Origin of the sequence: Marinoscillum luteum (genome assembly GCF_044005705.1) — a bacterium.
GTDB lineage: Bacteria > Bacteroidota > Bacteroidia > Cytophagales > Cyclobacteriaceae > Marinoscillum > Marinoscillum luteum.
Genome location: NZ_JBIPKE010000020.1, coordinates 425,218 through 446,093, shown reverse-complemented (window position 1 = coordinate 446,093; position 20,876 = coordinate 425,218). Strand labels below are relative to the sequence as shown.

The 20,876-nt window shown below is 46.9% G+C and carries 10 protein-coding genes; all 10 read left to right on the top strand.

Going from position 1 to position 20,876, the window contains the following annotated elements; translation table 11 throughout:
• Window positions 1–6: 6 nt before the first annotated feature.
• The 10 genes from ACHKAR_RS19810 (at window position 7) to ACHKAR_RS19765 (ending at window position 20,505) form a co-directional block, all read left to right on the top strand.
• Complete coding sequence (locus ACHKAR_RS19810) at window positions 7–1,176, top strand: AGE family epimerase/isomerase (RefSeq protein WP_395419110.1); 1,170 nt, start codon at window positions 7–9, stop codon at window positions 1,174–1,176.
• A gap of 259 nt (window positions 1,177–1,435) precedes the next feature.
• On the top strand, window positions 1,436–2,599 hold the full coding sequence (locus ACHKAR_RS19805) for a glycoside hydrolase family 26 protein (protein WP_395419109.1): 1,164 nt from the start codon (window positions 1,436–1,438) through the stop codon (window positions 2,597–2,599).
• A 12-nt stretch (window positions 2,600–2,611) separates the two neighbouring features.
• Window positions 2,612–4,507 carry a sialate O-acetylesterase gene (locus tag ACHKAR_RS19800; RefSeq protein ID WP_395419108.1) on the top strand — a complete coding sequence of 632 codons (1,896 nt, stop codon included), beginning with the start codon at window positions 2,612–2,614 and terminating at the stop codon, window positions 4,505–4,507.
• Between the two features lie 35 nt (window positions 4,508–4,542).
• Window positions 4,543–5,745 (top strand): glycoside hydrolase family 27 protein, encoded by a 1,203-nt coding sequence (locus ACHKAR_RS19795; protein WP_395419107.1) that lies wholly within the window; start codon window positions 4,543–4,545, stop codon window positions 5,743–5,745.
• An 84-nt stretch (window positions 5,746–5,829) separates the two neighbouring features.
• Window positions 5,830–9,879, top strand: a complete 4,050-nt coding sequence (locus ACHKAR_RS19790) for a two-component regulator propeller domain-containing protein (protein WP_395419106.1) — start codon at window positions 5,830–5,832, stop codon at window positions 9,877–9,879.
• Between the two features lie 386 nt (window positions 9,880–10,265).
• Window positions 10,266–13,499, top strand: a complete 3,234-nt coding sequence (locus ACHKAR_RS19785) for a SusC/RagA family TonB-linked outer membrane protein (protein WP_395419105.1) — start codon at window positions 10,266–10,268, stop codon at window positions 13,497–13,499.
• Window positions 13,500–13,531: 32 nt separating this feature from the next.
• Window positions 13,532–15,205: a RagB/SusD family nutrient uptake outer membrane protein gene (locus ACHKAR_RS19780; protein WP_395419104.1), complete on the top strand. Its 1,674-nt coding sequence runs from the start codon at window positions 13,532–13,534 to the stop codon at window positions 15,203–15,205.
• A 26-nt stretch (window positions 15,206–15,231) separates the two neighbouring features.
• Window positions 15,232–16,464: a glycan-binding surface protein gene (locus ACHKAR_RS19775; RefSeq protein ID WP_395419103.1), complete on the top strand. Its 1,233-nt coding sequence runs from the start codon at window positions 15,232–15,234 to the stop codon at window positions 16,462–16,464.
• Window positions 16,465–16,488: 24 nt separating this feature from the next.
• The gene (locus tag ACHKAR_RS19770; RefSeq protein ID WP_395419102.1) at window positions 16,489–18,519 is read left to right on the top strand and encodes a hypothetical protein; all 2,031 of its coding nucleotides are present in this window, start codon (window positions 16,489–16,491) and stop codon (window positions 18,517–18,519) included.
• Between the two features lie 225 nt (window positions 18,520–18,744).
• Window positions 18,745–20,505, top strand: coding sequence for a glycoside hydrolase family 9 protein (locus ACHKAR_RS19765; protein ID WP_395419101.1), 1,761 nt, complete (start codon window positions 18,745–18,747; stop codon window positions 20,503–20,505).
• Window positions 20,506–20,876: the final 371 nt, after the last annotated feature.

The following is a 20,876-nucleotide window of genomic DNA, read 5'->3' as shown; positions in this document are numbered from 1 at the left end:
AAAAGAATGATTGAAAAAAGCGAACTCTATAAAGTCCTGAATGAAAATGTTCTGGATTTTTGGCAGAGCAGGATGGTGGATGAGGAGTGGGGAGGATTTTATGGGCGCATTGATGGCCATGACCAGCTCCACCCAAAGGCCGATAAGGCCATCATTCTCAACACGCGAATTCTGTGGACCTTTTCTGCGGCCTATCAGGTGACTCAAGATATCGAGCATAAAAAGGTTGCCGACAGGGCATATCAGTACATCGTGGACCATTTTATCGATTCTGAGTTCGGAGGGGTCTATTGGACGCTGGATCATACGGGGCATGTTTCCAATGATAAAAAGCAGGTGTATGCGCAGGCGTTTGCGATTTATGCCTTTAGTGAATACCATAAAATAGCTCCAAAAGGTCAGGCTTTGGAGCACGCTGTGACCTTGTTTAACCTATTGGAAACCCACAGCCTGGATAAACAGGACAACGGATATTTTGAAGCTTTCGATCGCCAGTGGGGGGTACTGTCTGACGTTCGCCTGAGTGACAAGGACATGAATGCTACCAAGACCATGAATACGCACCTGCATGTGTTGGAAGCCTATACCAATTTGCTGATGGTGTGGGAGCATGAGCCTTTGAAAAAGGCCCTTCAGAATCTGATGGAGTTAATGTCCACAAAGTTTATTTCAGACACCAATCACTTCCATTTATTCTTCAATGATCAATGGGAGCTACAATCGCACGAAGTATCCTTTGGTCATGACATAGAAGGGAGCTGGCTCTTGTGTGAGGCAGCTGAGGTGCATCAGGATGCGCGCCTTATTTCCTCTACCAGGGCGCTGGCGCTGAAGATGACTGACGCATCTTTGGAGGGCATGGACGATGATGGTGGTCTGATGAATGAAGCCGGCCCGGAGGGGTTGACAGATACGGACAAGCATTGGTGGCCACAGGCGGAGGCATTGGTGGGTTTGATCAATGCCTGGCAGATCAGTGGAGAAGAGCGTTATCTCACGGAAGCTGAGAAAACCTGGAGCTTCATCAAATCCAGACTCATCGATCCCAAAGGCGAGTGGCACTGGAGAGTGACCAGGACCGGGCAGGTGGTTTTGGATGAAGACAAAGCAGGCCCCTGGAAATGCCCCTACCACAATGGTCGCGCACTGCTGGAACTGTACAGGCGCTTGCCCTGAAAGGAACTTTGAGCATCGGTTATTTTGCTTTCACGGTGAGGTCAGCGTATCAAAAGGCTTTAATAGAGGGATCAAATGTTCATAAATTATAAAGCGCAATTGTTATTGATAATATTAGCATAGTTGATACGATAGTATCCTCTTCATACTTACCTTTTAAAAGAAGAGCCATTCGATGGCTCTTTTTTTTGAAACTTCATATGAAAGCGGAGTATTGGATCATTCATTTTGAAATATTTTCAGTGACTATTAACCAGCGATGAACTACAAAAAGCGCATTTCAAACCTATCTTTTCTATTGCTTGGGTTATCATTATCTGCCCAGACGCCTATTGATCAAAAGGCCACCAAAAAAACGCAAAACCTACTTACCAATTTGCATGAGATTTCCTCACAAGGCTTCATGTTTGGTCATCAGGATGATCAGGCCTATGGAGTGGGCTGGAAGGCGGAGGAGGGACGTTCGGATGTGAAGGAAACCGCTGGAAGCTTCCCGGCGGTGCATGGCTGGGATGTAGGAAGCCGTCTGGATCGCGAAAGCAACCTGGATGACATCCGATTCAGTAATATGAAGACATGGATAAAGAAGGCTTACAAAATGGGTACGATCAATACCCTTTCCTGGCATCTGGACAACCTGACTACTGGTACTAACAGCTGGGACAAAACCCCGTCGGTGGCGGATATTTTGCCGGGAGGATCCAAGCATGCCGAATTTGTAGAACAACTGGATCTCCTAGCCGAGATGCTCGAGGGCATGAGAACTACATTCACACGGATCCCCATCGTATTCAGACCCTGGCATGAGCATAATGGAGACTGGTTTTGGTGGGGAAAAGGCAACTGCACTGAAGCAGAGTACATAGCGCTTTTTCAGTTTACAGTTGATTACCTCAAAAATGAAAAGAACATCCATCACTTGCTTTATGCCTTTTCACCAGACAGGAGCCGCCTGCGGTTAGATACCATTCCTGAGCAGAATTACCTGTATGGGTATCCTGGTGATGAGTATGTAGACATCATTGGCATAGATAACTATGGAGATGTAGGCCGCATTGGTGGCCCGAATACCCCGGAGCAGCAGCAGGAAAATTTCATTCAGAGCCTCAAACTAATTACTAAAATAGCCCGGGAAAAAGGAAAAGTGGCAGCCTTGACAGAGACGGGCCTGGAGGGTGTGACTAAGCCCGATTGGTTTACGGAGATTATTCTGAACCCCATCAAAGCCAACGACCAGGAAATAGACATTGCATGGGTGCTGGTATGGCGCAATGCCAATACCACACACCATTACGCTCCCTATGCCGGGCACCCCAGTGTACCGGACTTTCAGAAGTTTGACGAAGACCCTTTGACTTACTTTGAGAAAGACATGAATAACCCTTACAAGCAAGGAAAAGCCCTAAAGAGTAGTGATAAGTAATAGCTTACAGCCATGATCAGATTGTTCAGACCTTTAACCATCGTAATTTTTATGCTTGTGATGCCCTCATGGGCTGAGGCTCAGCTTGTGCTACCTCAGGTCTTCGGGGATCATATGGTGCTCCAGCGCGATCAAAATGTCAGATTTTGGGGATGGGCAGCACCTAATGAGCAGGTATCTGTAGAGGTTGATGGATTTGCCGTGACGACCAAAACAAGTCCGGAAGGCAAATGGGAGGTTCTTTACCCTTCTCATGTAGCAGGAGGGCCCTATACCGTAGCGGTGAAGGCATCCACTCGGATAGAGCTGACAGATGTGTGGTTTGGTGATGTGTGGGTGGCTGGTGGCCAGTCCAATATGGAGTGGAAGCTAGGGGGAAAGATTAATAACTGGGAAGCTGAGATCGCGGATAGTGACTATCCTCAGATCAGATTTTTTGATGTACCCAGAGAACTGGCTTTATCACCTCAGGATAATATCAGTGGAGGAGAGTGGAGAGTCGCGGGCCCGAAAACCGCTGCAGATATTTCCGCTGTAGGATGGTTCTTTGCCAAGAGCAATCACCTGGAGAAAGGTGTACCCGTGGGGCTGATCCAGAGCAACTGGGGCGGCACTCCTGCTGAGGCCTGGACCTCAGCCGAGCGCTTATTGGAAGTGCCCGGGTATGAAAAGACAGCAGCCGAAATGCTGGATGCTACTATAGATTGGGAAGCACTGAAGAAGGCCAATGATGATAGAGAAAAGCTTAAATGGGAGTTGATTGGGGATGAAACCTCTTTCATGTCTTTGGGAGCTCATTTGGTGGAGTATGATGATTCAGCGTGGAAGACGGTCTCATTGCCGAACAAGGAGCCTATTATGGATTTTGTGTGGGTGAGAAAGCATGTCAATTTGAAGTCTGCCAAAGGAGTGCGGCTCTATATGGGTGAGATTACCCAGCTGTGTTCGGTTTTTATGAATGGACAATTGGTATCAAAAGAAAGCTGGCAGGACAGCACAGGGATAGTGGAAATATCTCCGGATATTGCCCGAAAGGGAGATAATGTGATTGCCATTCGTGCCAGCAACAGTTGGGATAACAGGGTGTGGATCGGTCGATCTGGAGAGATGTGGCTGGAGGCATCTGGTAAGAAGCAGAGCCTTGAGGGAGATTGGAAGTACTCTAATACCCTTGAGCCGGCCATGCCGAAAGTGGAGCGGTTCAACTGGAAGCCGGGAGTGTTGTATAATGGCATGATTCAGCCAATAGCGGGCTATGGCATTCGCGGAGCTATATGGTACCAGGGGGAAAGCAATGCTGATAAACCCCACCTTTACAATGAGCTCTTTGAAGCCATGATCGAAGACTGGAGGATTCGCTGGCGTCAGGGCAATTTTCCTTTCCTCTTTGTTCAGTTAGCCAATTTTATGGAAAGAAAAGATCTTCCACAGGAGAGTCAGTGGGCCGAACTGCGCGAAGCTCAGACTCAGGCACTACAGTTGCCCAATACAGGAATGGCTACCATCATAGATATTGGGGAGGCCAATGACATTCACCCCAGAAACAAGCAGGATGTTGGTAGGAGACTATGGGCTGCGGCGCGCAAAGTGGTTTTCAATGAGGAGGTTGTTTTTTCAGGGCCATCTTTTAGTTCACAGGAAATACAGGGAGACCGCATCATTCTCAGTTTCGATCAGGTGGGTAGTGGTTTGATGACCACTTCCGGGGATCCTGTGGGTTTCGCTATAGCGGGTGCCGACAAGCAGTTTGTCTGGGCAGAAGCCAAAATAGAAGGCGACCAGGTGGTGGTCTGGAATGATCAGATTGCCAACCCTGAGTATGTCAGATATGCCTGGGCGGACAATCCTGCCTGTAATCTGTACAACAAGGAAGGCTTACCTGCGGTGCCTTTTAGAACAGATCAATAAGTGTCATTAGATCAACCAGCAATTTTCAAGAGACCATGAAAACTACCTTGTCAATAATATTTACCCTAAGCGTGTTTCTGGCAGGTGCCCAGAAGTTTGACGGACTGGCGCTTACTCCACCTATGGGGTGGAACAGTTGGAATAAATTTTCTTGTGATATGACCGAAAGTCTCATCAGGGAGACCGCAGATGCCATGGTGGCGAGTGGACTCAAAGATGCTGGCTATGAATACATCGTGATCGATGACTGCTGGCATGGTGAACGGGATAGCCTTGGGTTCATCCAGCCCGATCCGGTCAGGTTTCCTTCCGGTATAAAGGCGCTTGCAGACTACATACATTCTAAAGGCCTGAAGTTTGGGATCTACTCGGATGCCGGATGGCAAACGTGTGGTGGTCGGCCCGGCAGCCGGGGACGTGAGTATCAGGATGCACAGCGGTACGCCAGCTGGGGTGTGGATTATCTGAAATATGACTGGTGCAACACAGAAGGACTCAAAGCTGAGGGCGCTTATCTGACCATGAGAAATGCCCTGCATGAAGCAGGAAGGCCGATAGTACTGAGTATATGTGAGTGGGGAGACAATCAGCCCTGGGAGTGGGCTGGGCCTATTGGTCACTTGTGGCGCACCACCGGAGATATCTACAACTGCTTCGACTGTGAGTATAACCACGGCACATGGTCCAGCTGGGGAGTGCTCCAGATCCTGGATATGAGAAAGGACATTAGAAAGTATGCGGGGCCAGACCATTGGAATGATCCGGATATGATGGAGATAGGCAATGGAATGACCGTGAATGAAGATCGTGCGCACTTTTCGCTCTGGGCCATGATGGCTGCACCGCTCATAGCCGGCAACGACCTTCGGAATATGTCCCCGGAGACCATCGCTATCCTCACGAATAAGGAAGTGATAGCGATCGATCAGGATTCCCTGGGGGTTCAGGGGTTTAAGCACATTGATGATGAAAATTTTGAAGTGTGGGTGAAGCCTCTGGCAAAAGGAGACCTGGCAGTTTGTTTCTTGAACCGAGCTGTGGAGCCATTGGACCTTAATTTTGATTGGAAATCAAATCCAATGAAAGATCCTGATTTTGACTATACCTTTGATTTTACCCGAAACACTTATGACTTATTGAATGTATGGTCCGGGAAGCAGCAGGGGACCACTAAAAAAGTACTCAAAGCGAGTATTCCTGGCCATGATGTGCTCATGTTTAGGCTCTCTGCAAACTAGGCCTCTCGTCTAAATTGTAAGGATACTTTCAATGCAAATGATTATATTGAGTACCAACCCCATTGCCAACCCAAAATGACGAAAATGCGCAACATTAAACTTTTGTTGGTGCTCTTCTGGCTGGTGTTTACACAAGTCAGCTTTGGGCAGTTCTCACAGATTCGTTTCGAAAAGCTGGATACCAGAGATGGTTTGTCGCATAATCGCGTTACTTCCATTTACAAAGATCAGCTGGGTTTCATGTGGTTTGGTACCCGTTCTGGTCTCAATAGGTATGATGGCAATAGCATTAAGGTCATTGAGCATGAAGATGATAACTCATTCTCCTTAAGTGATCAAAATATCGTCTGGATCAAAGAAGGCCCGGAAGGATATCTTTGGATCAAATCTGATTACGGAGTTTTTGCTTACGATATCTACAAGGAAAGCTATGTAGATATCCGGCCGCTGCTGGCTGAGCTAGACATCAATCATTACAACCTGAGCGTCATGGTAAAGGATGGATTGGGCAACTTCTGGTTTGTGATTGATAACATCGGGGTGAAAAAATACCTGAGTGACACCAAAGAGATTTATCACTACGGAGGTGCGTACCGGGATGTGTCCTCTGTACAACCCGACAATAAGGGCAATATGGCCCTCGTGCATTTGGATGGTGAAATAGAACTGGCAGATGTGTCTGATTTGCGAAACAGCAGCTTTATGCGTTATCCCGAGCACATCGCGAATATTCAGGGACTGACGGTCTTCATTGACAAGGATGGAGATTATTGGTTTTACAGCTCGGCATACTCTTTTGGGGTTTGCTATTACCGCCCATCGGTAGGCACCTGTATTCATTTAGATAATAAAGATCTTGGATCTAACCTCGTCACAGGTATCATTCAAGACGAATCTGAGCGCATTATCATCGGAGCGGATCATGGCGGGCTCACCATGATCTCCAAAGCTGATTGGAAGTTGCAGAGCTTTAGCAACAACCCTTCGGATCCCAGGTCACTCAGTCACAACAGCATCATTGCGCTCTATCAGGACCGTACTGGTCTCGTGTGGATAGGTACCAACAAGGGGGGAGTCAACTACTTTTCGCCTAAGTCAGTGTCATTTAATTTCTATAAACAAACGGATAATCAAACACCCAATGCCAATGACATCTGGCCCCTGGTGGAGGATGACGAGGGTAATCTCTGGATAGGCACAGATGGAGGTGGGCTGGTTCACTTTGATCTGAGAAAAGGGGAGTTTACCAATTACAGACACAAAGAGAATGATCCAAAAAGTATCAGCTCAGACATAGTAGTCAGCATGGCACCGGGCGCTAATGGGGGGCTCTGGTTGGGGACCTACTTTGGGGGGTTGAACTATTTTGATGGTAAGAAATTCAAGGCCTATTATCACAACCCTGAAGATTCCAACTCCATTAGTGATAACAGCATCTGGAACCTGCTCCTCGATTCCAGAGGGTTGATCTGGGTAGGAACGCTCAAAGGTGGTGTAGATGTGTACGATGCGGATTTTAACAAAATTCACCATTTTGGGCTGGACAATCAGGGGATACACTCTAACTATGTCACCTCACTGTGTGAAGATAAGGATGGGAATATCTGGATAGGGACAGGCTATGGAATAGAGGCCTACAACTATACAGACGGCACCATGACTCACTTGCTCAAGGAGGAGGGAAATGACCGCTCTTTGGTGAATAACTCCATTTTGGATATCTACTGCGATCATGAAAATAGCATTTGGGTAGGTACCATGTATGGTCTGAGCCGGTTCAACAGGGCGACGAACGATTTTGACTCCTTTGTGAAGGAAGATGGGTTGCCGGAAAACATCGTTACCTCGGTCATGGAAGATTTGGATGGCAACATCTGGTTGGGTACTTACACGGGACTGTCCAAACTTCATTTTGAAAATGAGGCCCCAATTTTCGAGAATTTTGATATTTCTGACGGACTTCAGGGTGATATGTTCAACGAGCGGTCTGCCCTCAGGCTCAAAAATGGCCATTTGGCTTTTGGTGGTAAAAACGGGCTAAACGTGTTTGATCCTGAGGCCATCAAAGTGACCAACGAGGAAAACAAACTCGTCTTTCTGGATTTTTACCTGTCCAACAGGCTCATTAAGCCCGGAGATGAATATAACGGAAGAAAGTGGTTTGAACGAGGTATTAATAACGTAGAAAAACTCGTGCTGGAGCCCTCCGAAAATTCTTTTACGCTGGAGTTTACCTCGCTTAATTTTTACCAACAGGAGAATACCGTGTACAAGTATCGGTTGGTGGGGTTTGATCAGGACTGGATCCAGCGGGCCAATGTACACCGTGCCAATTATACGAACCTGGATCCGGGAAACTATCGTTTCGAGGTAATGGCCTCTGACAGGACGCATCAATGGAGTGATGAGCCCATAGCCATCGATATCGTGATTCTGACCCCTTTTTGGAAGACTCCTCTGGCCAATTTGATTTATGTTCTCTTTGTTCTTCTGGTACTCTTCCTTACACGCAGGGCCATCATTCAGAAGGAGCGTTTTCGTGCCAAGGTCACACAGGATCAGATGGAAGCCACGCGCCTCCATGAGTTGGATATGATGAAGATCAAATTCTTCACCAATATCAGCCATGAGTTTCGCACGCCACTCACCCTCATCCTCACCCCAATCGAGCGCATGCTGAAGAAAAGCACAGATCCACAGGATCAAAAGCACTTTCAGTTGATTTTCAGGAATGCCAAAAGGTTGTTAACACTGGTCAATCAATTGCTGGATTTCAGAAAGATGGAGGCCAATCAGCACAGAATCTCATTGGCTACCGGAGACGTGATTGATTTTACAAATAGCATTGTAGAGTCGTTTTCTGACCTTTCGGCTGACCGCCGTGTTCGGCTGGATTTTGAAAGTAACCTGCCGGAGTTCCTGACTTTGTTTGATCGGGACAAGATGGAAAAGATCATGTTTAACCTCCTTTCAAATGCCTTTAAGTTTACTCATACAGGAGGTAGGGTAGTGGTGAAAGTCAGTGACATTGCTTACAGGGAAGACATTCACACCATTCGTTTTAGCGTGACCGACGATGGTATTGGTATACCCAAAGAGCGTCAGGGAGATATATTCAACAGGTTTTTCCAGGTGGACAACAAGCATACAGCAAATCTCAACCATGGAAGCGGTATTGGTTTGTCCATTACCAAGGAGTTTGTGGAAATGCACGGTGGAAACATCTGGGTAGAAAGCGAAATGGAAAAAGGCAGCTCGTTCATTTTTGAACTGCCCATGAAAAAGCTGTCCGGTGACTACAAAGTTCAGGATGTGGTGGATGATTTCATGGAAGAGTCAGTGCCGCTGCCACACGAAGCCTCAAAGGCAACCATCCTTTTGGCCGATGACAATGATGATTTTAGGTTTTACCTGAAAGATAACCTGGAAAGACTCTACAACATCTATGAGGCACCCAATGGCAAGGCAGCCTGGAAGAAGATCCTGAATTTTCAGCCTGATTTGGTGGTGTCTGATATCATGATGCCTGAGATCAATGGAATAGAACTTTGTAAGAAGATCAAAGGTGATCCACGCACGGGGCACATTCCCGTGATCTTGCTGACAGCCCATTACTCTGACGATCAAAAGCTGGAGGGGTTTGAAGCCGGAGCCATCGAATACATTACCAAGCCCTTCAATTTCGAAATACTGGTACAAAGCATTCGCTCAGCGGTGCAGCTTCAAAAACTCATTTTTGCTTCGGAACATCGTATAGAAGCCAAGCCTCGTGAGATCGAGATTACCTCTCTGGACGAGCAGTTTATCATGAAGGCGATGGAGCTGGTAGAGGTCAATATTTCCAACTCGGATTTCTCCGTACAGGAGCTTAGCCGGGAACTGGCGGTGAGCAGGGGTCAGCTTTATAAAAAGACACTCGAACTGACCGGGAAAACCCCGATAGAGTTTATCCGCTCCATCAGGATCAAACGAGCTGCCGCCCTTTTAGAGCGGAGCCAGCTCAATGTGGCGGAAGTGGCTTATAAAGTTGGGTTCAATAACCCCAAGTATTTCACCAAGTACTTCAAGATGGAGTATAAAATGCTTCCATCGAAGTATGCAGCTCAGGCCACTGCCCAAAAGGGCGAAAAGTAGCCCTAATATCAACATTTCATACCCCTCCGGACAGCTTTGGCAGTATTTCGACCTAATAGCTATTGATTTTTCAATGAGCAAGCGTTTTCAGTAACGAATTTTCTTTTTTTTGCCCCTTAGTTGTAGAATATCCCAATTCACCGCCGCGCTATTCCTTCGAATAATACAATTCAAAATGTCCGTTTTAAGCCTTAAAAGGGCTTTTAGGCACTCAAAATTACACTTTTACATTTTGATACCCTTTTGTAAGCAAATGATACACCTAAGGGAGTTTGCTAACGCTTAATATTGATTATTCGATAAAAGTCGAATACACGAAGTATGCTTTTTTGAAGTGTTAACAACTAAATGGTAATGAATTTTGATTTTTTTAAAATGTCAATTTTATGAGAAAGGTTTACAGTAGAAGTGAAATGATTCAAAGTTCTATTAAGCGATTAATGGGAGTTTGTTTCATGACTTTCCTTACCCTCTCGCTGAGTGTAACCACAGCATTCGGTCAGGAAAGAACAATCTCCGGAGTGATTACTTCGGGAGAAGATGGCAGCACTCTTCCGGGGGTGACAGTCTTAGTGAAAGGTACAACAAACGGAACCATCACAGATATTGATGGCAACTACAAGATTAGTGTCCCGGAGGACGCTACCCTCGTGGTTTCTTTTGTTGGTTTTAAGACACAGGAATTCCCTGTCGGAACCAGGTCAAGCATCGATGTGACTTTGGACATAGACATCTCCACTTTGGAAGAAGTAGTGGTGGTAGGATATGGTACTCAAAAGAAGAGTGACCTGACCGGAGCTGTAGCTTCTATTTCAGGAGACAAACTCAGAGGTACGGTGGTCACCAACATGGACCAGGCACTTCAGGGTAGAATCGCCGGAGTACAGGTGAACCAAAACTCGGGTGCTCCAGGTGGAGCCGTTTCTATTCGTATACGTGGTACCAGTTCGGTGAGTGGAGGCAATGAGCCTCTGTACGTAATCGATGGTATTCCTATCGATGGCGGTGGTCCTACCATCACTGGTTTCGACTGGTCAGGTGGAGCCAATGGTCAAAATAAGGTGAATCCTTTGGCCGCTATCAACCCCAATGACATTGTAAGTATAGAAGTATTGAAAGATGCTTCGGCCACTGCCATCTACGGTTCACGGGCAGCCAATGGTGTGGTGATGGTAACTACCCGAAGGGGAAAGTCCGGAGAAGCCATGATCACCTATGATGGCTATTATGCTTTTCAGTCATTGCCTAAAAAGGTGGACATGATGAATTTGCGTGAATACGCTGAATTTCAGAATTCGGTGAGCACCGAGATTGACGGAATCAATGTGAATGAAAGATTTCTGGATCCATCCATATTGGGAGAAGGTACAGACTGGCAGGAAGAGGTGTTTGAGGTAGCGCCAATGCAGAGTCATCAGATGTCGTTTGCCGGTGGTAATGACGCCTTTACTTATGCCTTGTCCGGAGGATATTTTTCACAGGATGGAATTATCATCGGCTCAGGATTCGAAAGAGTTTCTATGCGACTGAACGTAGATGCCAAAGTCAATGAGTGGGCCAAGGTAGGAACAAGTATCTCATATGCTGATATTGATGAGGTCATCACCCTGAATGACGGTGGAGATGGTGTAATCGCCCAGTCATTGGTGATGTCTCCTGCAGTACCTGTTCGGGATTTGGATGGCAATTTTGCGGGACCTACTGCTAACTCAGCAGAAATAGGCGCCAACCCGGTGGCATTGGCTTTGATGAGAAATAACACGCTTGAAAGAGAGCAACTGTATGCCAACTTCTTCGCGGACCTGCAGTTGATGAAAGGTCTTAAATTCAGAACAGAGTACGGTATCAGCAAAAATCACTCATTGAACAGAGCTTTTCATCCTACCTATCAGTGGGGGGTACTTTCCAATGATGTGAACAGCCTTAACCAATCGGAGAGCACTGGAGATTTCTGGCTGGTGAAAAACTATTTTACTTACACCCTGCAGTCTGGAATTCACGATTTCACCGCACTGCTCGGACAGGAAGCTCAGAAAAGTACCTACAGAGGTTCAAGTTTTCAGAAGACAGGTTTTGTAGATGAGAACATTACTACTCCTAACCAGGGACAAAACTCTGCCAACCCCATTGGCGGTTACCAGGGAGCGAATACCCTGTCTTCATACTATACAAGACTGAACTACATATTGTCTGATAAATACCTCTTCACTGTGACAGGTCGTTATGATGGATCATCGAGGTTCGGACCTAATAATAAATATGGATTCTTCCCATCTGCTTCATTTGCGTGGAGAGTGATGAATGAAGAGTTTATGCCTAAATCCAAGGTGCTTTCAGATTTGAAATTGCGTTTGGGATATGGTGAGGTAGGAAACCAGAGCATTGCCAACTATGCTTACGGCTCAGGTCTGACCACAGAAAATACCTGGATAGGTACTGGTAGCCGAAACTCAAGGTTTGCTAACCCCGATGTGAAATGGGAAGCGTCAAGACAAATGAACCTTGGAGTGGACCTTTCATTATGGGCAGGCCGTATCGACCTGACCGTGGATGCCTACAACAGACAGTCGAGAGATCTTTTGCTCGAACTTACTTCTATTCCTGCTTCTATCAGAGGAGATATAGGGGCTCCCTATTATAATGTGGGCCAGATGGAAAACAAAGGGATCGAGATTTCTTTGAACACCAGAAACATAGAGGCGAACAAGTTCTCCTGGACAACAGATATCGCCTATACGCTGAATAGAAACAAAGTACTGAACATCGATCAGCCATATACTCAGAACCTTTACTGGTATGCCGGCTTCCAGACAGTGACCCGCACAACGTCAGGTAACCCTATCGGATCGTTCTACGGATATCAGACAGATGGAATCTTTACAGATGCTGAGGACATCAGAAACTCCCCTACACAGGTGGATGATCAGTCCATAGAGGGTAATCAAAACCTCATTCATCAGCGTGATGGAGTATGGATAGGAGATCAGAAGTTCAAAGACTTGAACGGAGACGGTGTGATCGATGTAAACGACCAGACCAGCATCGGAAACCCTAACCCTAAGTTTACTGGAGGTATCAACAACACATTCTCTTATGCGGGGCTCACCCTGAACGTATACTTCACAGGTTCTTATGGTGGTAAAATCCTGAACTTCCAGCGTGTGAGAAACGAAGGAATGTCAAGTCTCAACAACAACCAGGCGGCTACAGTGGTGAACAGAGCTCGTGTAGAGTTCATCAACCCTGATGATCCTGATGCTGACTTGACAAACCCTGATGACATCAGACTAGCTAATCCGGGAACAGATATTCCGAGATTTTCTCCTACAGACAACAACACCAACGACCGTATGTCTGACAGGTGGATCGAAGATGGATCTTACTTGCGTCTTCAGAACGTAAGCTTGTCTTACCAGCTGCCAAAAGGTATGTTGAACAAAGTGAAAGTAAGCTCAATGCGTGTGTATGTAAATGCTCAGAACCTTTACACATTCACCAACTACACAGGACTTGATCCTGAGATCGGTGCCTTCAACCAAAATGCACTGTTGCAGAATGTGGACATGGGAAGATACCCATCTCCAAGAGTGGTCACATTGGGAACCAGCATTACTTTCTAAGCTGAGATTTTAGAATCTAAAAGTATTCAAAAATGAAAAGAGCAATTAAATTTTATATAGCCACGGTACTCATATTCGCTATGAGCTCATGTGGTGAGCAATTTCTGGAAGTACTTCCGGAGGACAACCCTGTTCTGGATGGGTTTTATCAGAACAAGGAGCAAATCAGAACTGTAACGGCCACACTTTACGGTCGGCCATGGTTCAATTTCAACGATAAGTTTTCATGGGCGGCTGGCGATGGCTTGTCTGGAGATATGTATCAGGATTATCAGGATGAAGGACAGTTTTTCTTCTTCACTTTTACTCCTGCCAATAGTATTGTCTCCAACTCATGGGCGAGTCTTTACTCTATCATAGCACGTACCAATGTGATTTTGGCAGATATGCCAAGGATTGCTGGCGGATACGGGGTGCCTGAAGCAGACATCAATGCAGGATTGGCAGAGGCCAGATTCTTCCGAGGAATGGCCTACTACTTCCTGGCTGAATATTGGGGTGATGTTCCGATCGTGGAAGATCCTGCTTCAATCATCGCAGGCGGTGACTATAAGTTGCCCAGAAACACCTATAAGAGTGTGCTTCAGTATACAGCCAACGATTTCGCGTATGCAGCAGAACACCTGCCCACATCAGATAGCCCTGGAAGAGTGACCTCTTGGAGTGCCAAAGGGATGTTGGCCAAAGTAAAACTGACTCAGGCGTCTGACCTTTCAGATCCTAACTCATCAGCCAACTTTGCAGAAGCAGCAGCACTAGCCAAGGATGTGATCCAAAACAGTGGCTATGCCCTGATGGCGAACTATGAAGACCTCTTCAAGCCAGAGAACGACAACAATTCTGAGTCATTGTTTGCATTGCAGTGGATTTCAGGCGCATGGGGTACTGGTAACAGTCGTCAGGCGGTATTTGCCCGTAGCAGTATCATCACTGGCAACAGTGAGGCCTGGGGTGGTGGCAAATCCATGACGTACGACTATGTAAGAGCCATGGATGCCAATGATGGTAATTTGGATAGCGTGATTTTGGATAAAAGACAGCCATGGATTTTTATGACTGTTGGCGATTTCTATCCGGACATGAACACAGACGAAGGTGGTTACCTCTACGAAATTGTGAGTAGAGATGAAGATGGCAATCAGCTGGAGTACAAATCTCCTGTGTGCAATAACATCAAGAAGTATGTGGTAGGAAGCCAGGATGATATCGGAGCGAGTGTGATCAATCAGGCATCTCCACTAAACCAGTACATGCTGAGACTGGCAGACGTTTACCTGATTTTCGCAGAAGCTACCCTGGGAGCAGGCGGAAGCACCACCGATGGTGAGGCACTTGGCTATTTCAACGAGATCAGAGCCCGCGCTGGCTTGAATCCAAGGACTTCTATTTCTTTCATGGACATTCTCACCGAGAGAAGAATGGAGTTTGGGGCGGAAGGAATCAACTGGTTCGACGTGAAACGCTTCTACAGAAGATCACCCTCAGAGGCACTTGACTACCTGAATGATCAGGAAAGAGCTTATAGGGTAGAGGCCATTGATGGCGCTACACAGGCTGACGAAAACAACCCCGCATTTTATGAGGTGGTGGAGCCAGACAGCCCTGTGGTCATCTCTGCTGCTGACATGGAGTTGCCAGTTCCTGAAAATGAAGTGGTGGCCAACCCTAGATTGTCAGAGGAGCCTGTAGAGTGGATTTTTGAATAATTCTTGTTATTAAAGCGAATTGCAAAATGAAAATTTTAGATAAAAAAATATTCACATTCTTGATTCCGGTGATTTTGCTGGGATTGATGACCGTGACTTCATGTGAAGACAGTGAAGGCGGAGAGCCGGTAATTCACTACGTGAGGGTGACCAATCCTGAAAGCTCAGATTCTCTTTTGGTAGGAGCTTTTCTTGGAGACCTGGTGGCCATTATGGGTGAAAACCTGGGCGGTACCAGAGAGGTGTGGTTCAATGATCTGGAAGCAGTCGTCATTCCTACCTACGTGACCAACAAAAGTATCCTTGTAAACCTGCCAAGCAGGGCGCCTTCTGAGGTGACGAATGACTTGAGGTTGGTCTTTTCCAATGGATCTACTTTGTCTCACAAGTTTGTGGTGGAAATTTCTGAGCCTATGCCTGTGGCCATGGTGAGTGAGTATGCTCCTGTAGGAGCTACCACTGTGATCACTGGAGACTTCTTTTTTGAGCCAATGACTGTGACTTTCACAGGCGGGGCTGAAGCCGTAGTGGAGGTTGTAGATCAGAATACCCTGGAGGTGACCATACCTGAGGGAGCTGCACCGGGTCCGTTGACCATCCAAACAAACTTTGGGACTACAGAAACCAGTTTTCATTACAGAGATCAGCGAAACATCTTCCTGAACTACGACGATCTGAACGCAGATGGTAGCTGGAGACCAGGTTTGTATGTGACGGACGATCACAGCCTGGATGGTAACTACCTGAAGTTGAGCGGTACCTATAGCGCCGATGCCCCTCGTGAGGAAGGACCTTTGGGTGACAATCACTACGAATCTCAGTTTTGGGGTCAGGGAAATGGCCGTCCTGAGGGCAGTCTTATCCCTGGAGAACCTGAAAACTATGCACTGAAATTTGAAGCGAAGATCATCACCTGGGATGCCTCATATTTGAACATCTGCTTTGCACCATGGAACAATGGGGGTAACAATGAGATCTGGAGCAACGACCTCAACCCAAGAGCGGTCTGGGGACCATGGGAATCAGCCGGTGGTGCTGTAGACTCTGGAGGTGAGTGGGTTACTGTGACCATTCCGATCACTGAATTCAAATACAACATGAATACCAACGACAGTGGGGATGTGGTGTACACAGAGTCTGCTAACAAGTTCAATATGGACAACACAGGCAGTTTGAGTTTCTGGATGCTTGGAGCACCTTCGGCGGACAACTCTCCCTTTGAAATCTATATCGACAATGTGCGGATAGTAGAGCTTTAGGATTCTTAAATAACTATTACAGATATGAAATTGATAAAATATATAAATAGTCTGAACATACTGTCGCTAGCGCTGGTATGCATCCTGGGCGCAAGTGGTTTGCTGATGTCCTGCGAAGAGGAGGATACCATGGGCAGTGAAGTGGTGCTACTGAGCTACGGACCGTCCGGAGTTAAGCATGGGGATACCATTAAATTCATTGGTCTGAATCTGGACAAAGTGTCGGCCATCGTGCTGCAGCCGGAGATAGAAATCACAGATTTCCTGACCAAATCTTCTACTTTGATTGAGATTACTGTTCCTAAGGCAGCGCAAGCTGGTTTGGTAACACTCAAAACCAAAGACGGGGATATTGAGACCAAATCACCTCTGAGCTTTGAGGTACCGGTGACGATTACTTCTATTACTGCTGAGGCACGTCCCGGATCCACCATTACGGTGACCGGTGATCTGCTAAACTGGGTAGAGAGCGTTACTTTCAAGGATGGCTTATTGGTAGAGGAGTTTGTGAGTCAGTCACTGACTGAGTTGGTAGTGGAAGTGCCCATGGAGGCTCAGACTGGCTTCCTGATCTTTAGTTCAGGAGGTACAGATCCTTTGACTTTTGCTTCTGAGAATGAATTGGTCGTGACCCTGCCTGCAGTGACTTCATTGAGTCCTACAGCAGTGAGACACACTGAGAACCTGACCATCAATGGTACGGATTTGGACCTGGTGACTTCTATCGGTTTTGGTGGTGATCTTACAGTTACCAAAGACAACTTTGTGAGCCAGGCGGCGAGTAAGATTGTAGTGGCAGTACCTGCCATGACTTTGAAAGGAACACTTACCTTGAATCAATTATCACCAGTAAGTGTAGTGACGTCTCAGTCGCTGACCATCGTATTGCCTGTAGGTACAGCAGCAGCTCCGGCTGTGGCAGTGCCAGGTGTAGACAATCTGACCATCACTGGTACCGATCTTGATTTGGTCGCTCAGCTGTCTCTGCCATCGGTAGACCCTATTGCTGCGGCTAATTTCGTGAGCCACAGCCCCACTGAAATCGTACTGAGTGTGCCGGAGGGGACCAAGTCTGGGGGTATCACCTACACCACCATTCATGGCTATTCGGCTAATCTGGGTGTGAATGTGGTAGTGCCTGGAGCTGGTCCGTCCCCATTGGGACTTACCCTGTATGATGATGAGGTGTTCTTCGGAGGAGGAGACTGGAGCTGGAATACTGATGTGTCTGACAATGCCAGTACTGAGCAATTCTATTCGGGAAGTAAGTCATGGAAGTATAGCACAGCCAGCGATGGCGGGGTTTCTGCCGGAGGAATGTCTGGTGTAGATGCTACAGGAATGAACGTATTTGCATTCTCTCTATATGGAGGGCCTGGTACTGATGGAGCTACCGTAGCTGCCATCCTTGGGTCTGATGGCGCAGATGTATGGGGTAACTATAATTCTGTCACCATTTCCGAAGGTGAGTGGACTGAGTTTGAAATTGATTTGGCCAACTATCCGGATGTCAATCTGGCGAATGTCACCAGATGGATATTCAAAGTAGAAGGCGTGACCGGTACTACCATTTATGTGGATCGTGTCGGCTTTGACCTGGGAGGCCCCAAACCTTTGGCTATAGATATGTTTGACGAGAGTGTCAACTTTGGTGGCGGAGACTGGAGCTGGAATACAGATGTTTCGGATAATGCCAATACTGAGCAAGCCTACGCAGGTAGTGTTTCCTGGAAGTTCTCTACAGCCAGTGATGGCGGAGTTTCTGCCGGAGGTATGACTGGTGTGGATGCCAGCGGTATGAGTGTGCTTTCGTTTGCCATTTATGGAGGCCCTGGTACCAATGGAGCATCAGTTGCTGCCATTTTGGGCTCGGACGGATCAGATGTTTGGGGTAACTATAACGCGGTGACTATCACGGAAGGTGCTTGGACAGAGTTCAATTTGGACCTGTCTAATTATCCTGATGTGAACCTCGCCAATGTGACCAGATGGATTTTCAAAGTAGAAGGCGTGACCGGCACCACCATCTATGTGGACCGGGTAGGCTTCAATTAAATTAATCATGAGCTCACACCGGAGGCTGTCTCCGGTGTGGCACTTTCATTCCGGTATTACCGGCAAGATCTTGGTCAGTTTTTTGACCTGTATTATTTCTTATCATTGGTATAGTGTGGCGCGATTCTGGGATGTCGCGTCACCTTGCTGATGATTCATAAAGGTCTGTTAAGCAGTGACGAAATGATCTCTGGCGTTGAATCAGAGACGAAATCAACCATGTCAATGGGAAATATTATCAGAAGAGCTCGTTTACTTTTATTGATGTCGGTTTTTGGATCGATCGTTGGCTGCATGGTCAAAAGTCAAAACATCGAGCAAGTCACTCCGGACATACGTATCAATCAGATTGGTTATTTGCAGCATGCCAAAAAACAAGCCGCAATCGTAGAACCAACCAGCAATAATTTCTCATTAATCAATTCCTCCAATGAACCTGTTTTTGAAGGGGTGCTATTGGAGACAAAATATTGGAATAAATCAGGCGAAAAAGTAGCCATCGCTGATTTTAGTGCTTTTAATGAGTCCGGGACCTACCGAATTCAATGTGGAGAAACGATTTCCCACTTTTTTGAGATTTCTCATACCCCTTATCTGGAGCTTGTCAAGAGCGCTTCTAAGTCTTACTATTACAACCGGGCCTCCACATCACTTGATCCCAGCCACTCGGGGATTTATCACCGCGGATATGCGCATCCCGACACCCTGGTGTATGTACATGCCAGTGCGGCCAGTTCCTCACGGCCAGCGGGAACGATAATCTCCACACCATATGGCTGGTACGATGCAGGTGACTACAATAAGTACGTGGTGAATTCTGGGATTGCCACCTATACGCTGATCTCTGCATATCAGCACAATTCGGGTCTTTTTGACTCCCTCACCTGGAATCTGCCCGAGAGCGACAACCAGGTGCCAGATCTGCTGGATGAAATTATGTGGAACGTTCGCTGGATGGAGTCCATGCAGGATCCTGAAGACGGAGGGGTGTATCACAAGACCACCTCAGCCAGTTTTGAAAATTTTGTAGCACCATCAGAGGCTACTGGTGAGCGCTATGTAGTAGCGAAAGGTACGGCCGCCACACTGGACTTTGCGGCCGTTTTGGCCAAGTCATCCGTATTGTTTCGTGCCACTCATCCGGCATATGCTGCCCAACTACTGGAAAAAGCCGAAAAAGCCTGGCGGTGGGCGTCTGTGAATTCCAGAGTGCCTTTTGAAAACCCCAATGTAGCGATGGCTGGTCATCCAGCCATTTCCACCGGGGGATACGGCGATCTCGATTTCCGGGATGAGTTCTTTTGGGCGTCCACAGAGCTGTACCTGGCCACGGGCAGGGATATTTATATGCAGGGCATCACGATAGACGACTTTCAGATCTTCAGGGTACCGAGTTGGGCGTCTGTGGAGACACTTGGACTCATCTCACTGTCCTCGGCCAGAATGGGCGTCTCAGAAAAACTCAATAAACAATCCTCAGATCAGTTGATGGTCATAGCCGACAGACTGACCAACGTTTGGCGAACGGCTCCCTATAAAATTACACTCGATGAGTTTACCTGGGGGAGCAATTCTGAGATTCTCAATCAGGGGATGGTGCTGATTAATGCCTATCGGCTATTTGGAAACCGGGAATTTTATGAGGCCGCACTTTCGGGTCTGGACTATGTGCTGGGTAGAAATGCTACCGGGTATTGCTTTGTGACCGGAGAAGGTTCTTTGTCTCCGCAAAAGGTTCATCACCGTCCGTCGGCTTCAGATGGCGTGGAAGCCCCTGTGCCGGGCATGCTGGTGGGTGGTCCTAATCCAAGGAACGTCAATGATGATTGCGGGCGACAGGCATACATGATGTCCCATCCGGCAAGATGCTATCTGGATGAAGAATGCAGCTACTCTACCAACGAGGTAGCCATCAATTGGAATGCACCGCTGGTCTATATGTCCAGCACTTTGCAGGCCACCTATCTTCATGATTTCAAGTTGTAGGGTTTTGTGGAATCAAGCGGAATTTTTGTGGGAAGACTGTATCAAAGATTGATGGTGAGGTGATCTGATGCCTCACTTCCTCAATCCAATTAATTGACCACCTACCTTCATTTTCTTTGCTTGCCCAAAGAAAACGAAGCAAAAGAAAAGGCACCAACGCAAAAAATCATTTTGACTCACTGTGTTTGGTCTTTTTTAGGAATTGTTGGAGTCAAAATGATTCACACTTGCCTTGGATGCCCCGCCCGCCTTTACGCTCCTACTTTTCTCAATTCAAAGTGGATTAATTAGGTTGAGCAAAAATGTAAATATATAGTGATACCCACGCAAATATTGCTTGATCCGTTTTGTGGTAGAAGTCCATCCGATCT

Excerpts from the sequence above, each read along its gene's own strand:
- ACHKAR_RS19780 (WP_395419104.1), top strand. The coding sequence starts at position 13,532 with ATGAAAAGAGCAATTAAATTTTATATAGCCACGGTACTCATATTCGCT.
- ACHKAR_RS19805 (WP_395419109.1), top strand. The coding sequence starts at position 1,436 with ATGAACTACAAAAAGCGCATTTCAAACCTATCTTTTCTATTGCTTGGG.
- ACHKAR_RS19790 (WP_395419106.1), top strand. The coding sequence starts at position 5,830 with ATGCGCAACATTAAACTTTTGTTGGTGCTCTTCTGGCTGGTGTTTACA.
- ACHKAR_RS19775 (WP_395419103.1), top strand. The coding sequence starts at position 15,232 with ATGAAAATTTTAGATAAAAAAATATTCACATTCTTGATTCCGGTGATT.
- ACHKAR_RS19795 (WP_395419107.1), top strand. The coding sequence starts at position 4,543 with ATGAAAACTACCTTGTCAATAATATTTACCCTAAGCGTGTTTCTGGCA.
- ACHKAR_RS19800 (WP_395419108.1), top strand. The coding sequence starts at position 2,612 with ATGATCAGATTGTTCAGACCTTTAACCATCGTAATTTTTATGCTTGTG.
- ACHKAR_RS19770 (WP_395419102.1), top strand. The coding sequence starts at position 16,489 with ATGAAATTGATAAAATATATAAATAGTCTGAACATACTGTCGCTAGCG.
- ACHKAR_RS19785 (WP_395419105.1), top strand. The coding sequence starts at position 10,266 with ATGAGAAAGGTTTACAGTAGAAGTGAAATGATTCAAAGTTCTATTAAG.
- ACHKAR_RS19765 (WP_395419101.1), top strand. The coding sequence starts at position 18,745 with ATGGGAAATATTATCAGAAGAGCTCGTTTACTTTTATTGATGTCGGTT.
- ACHKAR_RS19810 (WP_395419110.1), top strand. The coding sequence starts at position 7 with ATGATTGAAAAAAGCGAACTCTATAAAGTCCTGAATGAAAATGTTCTG.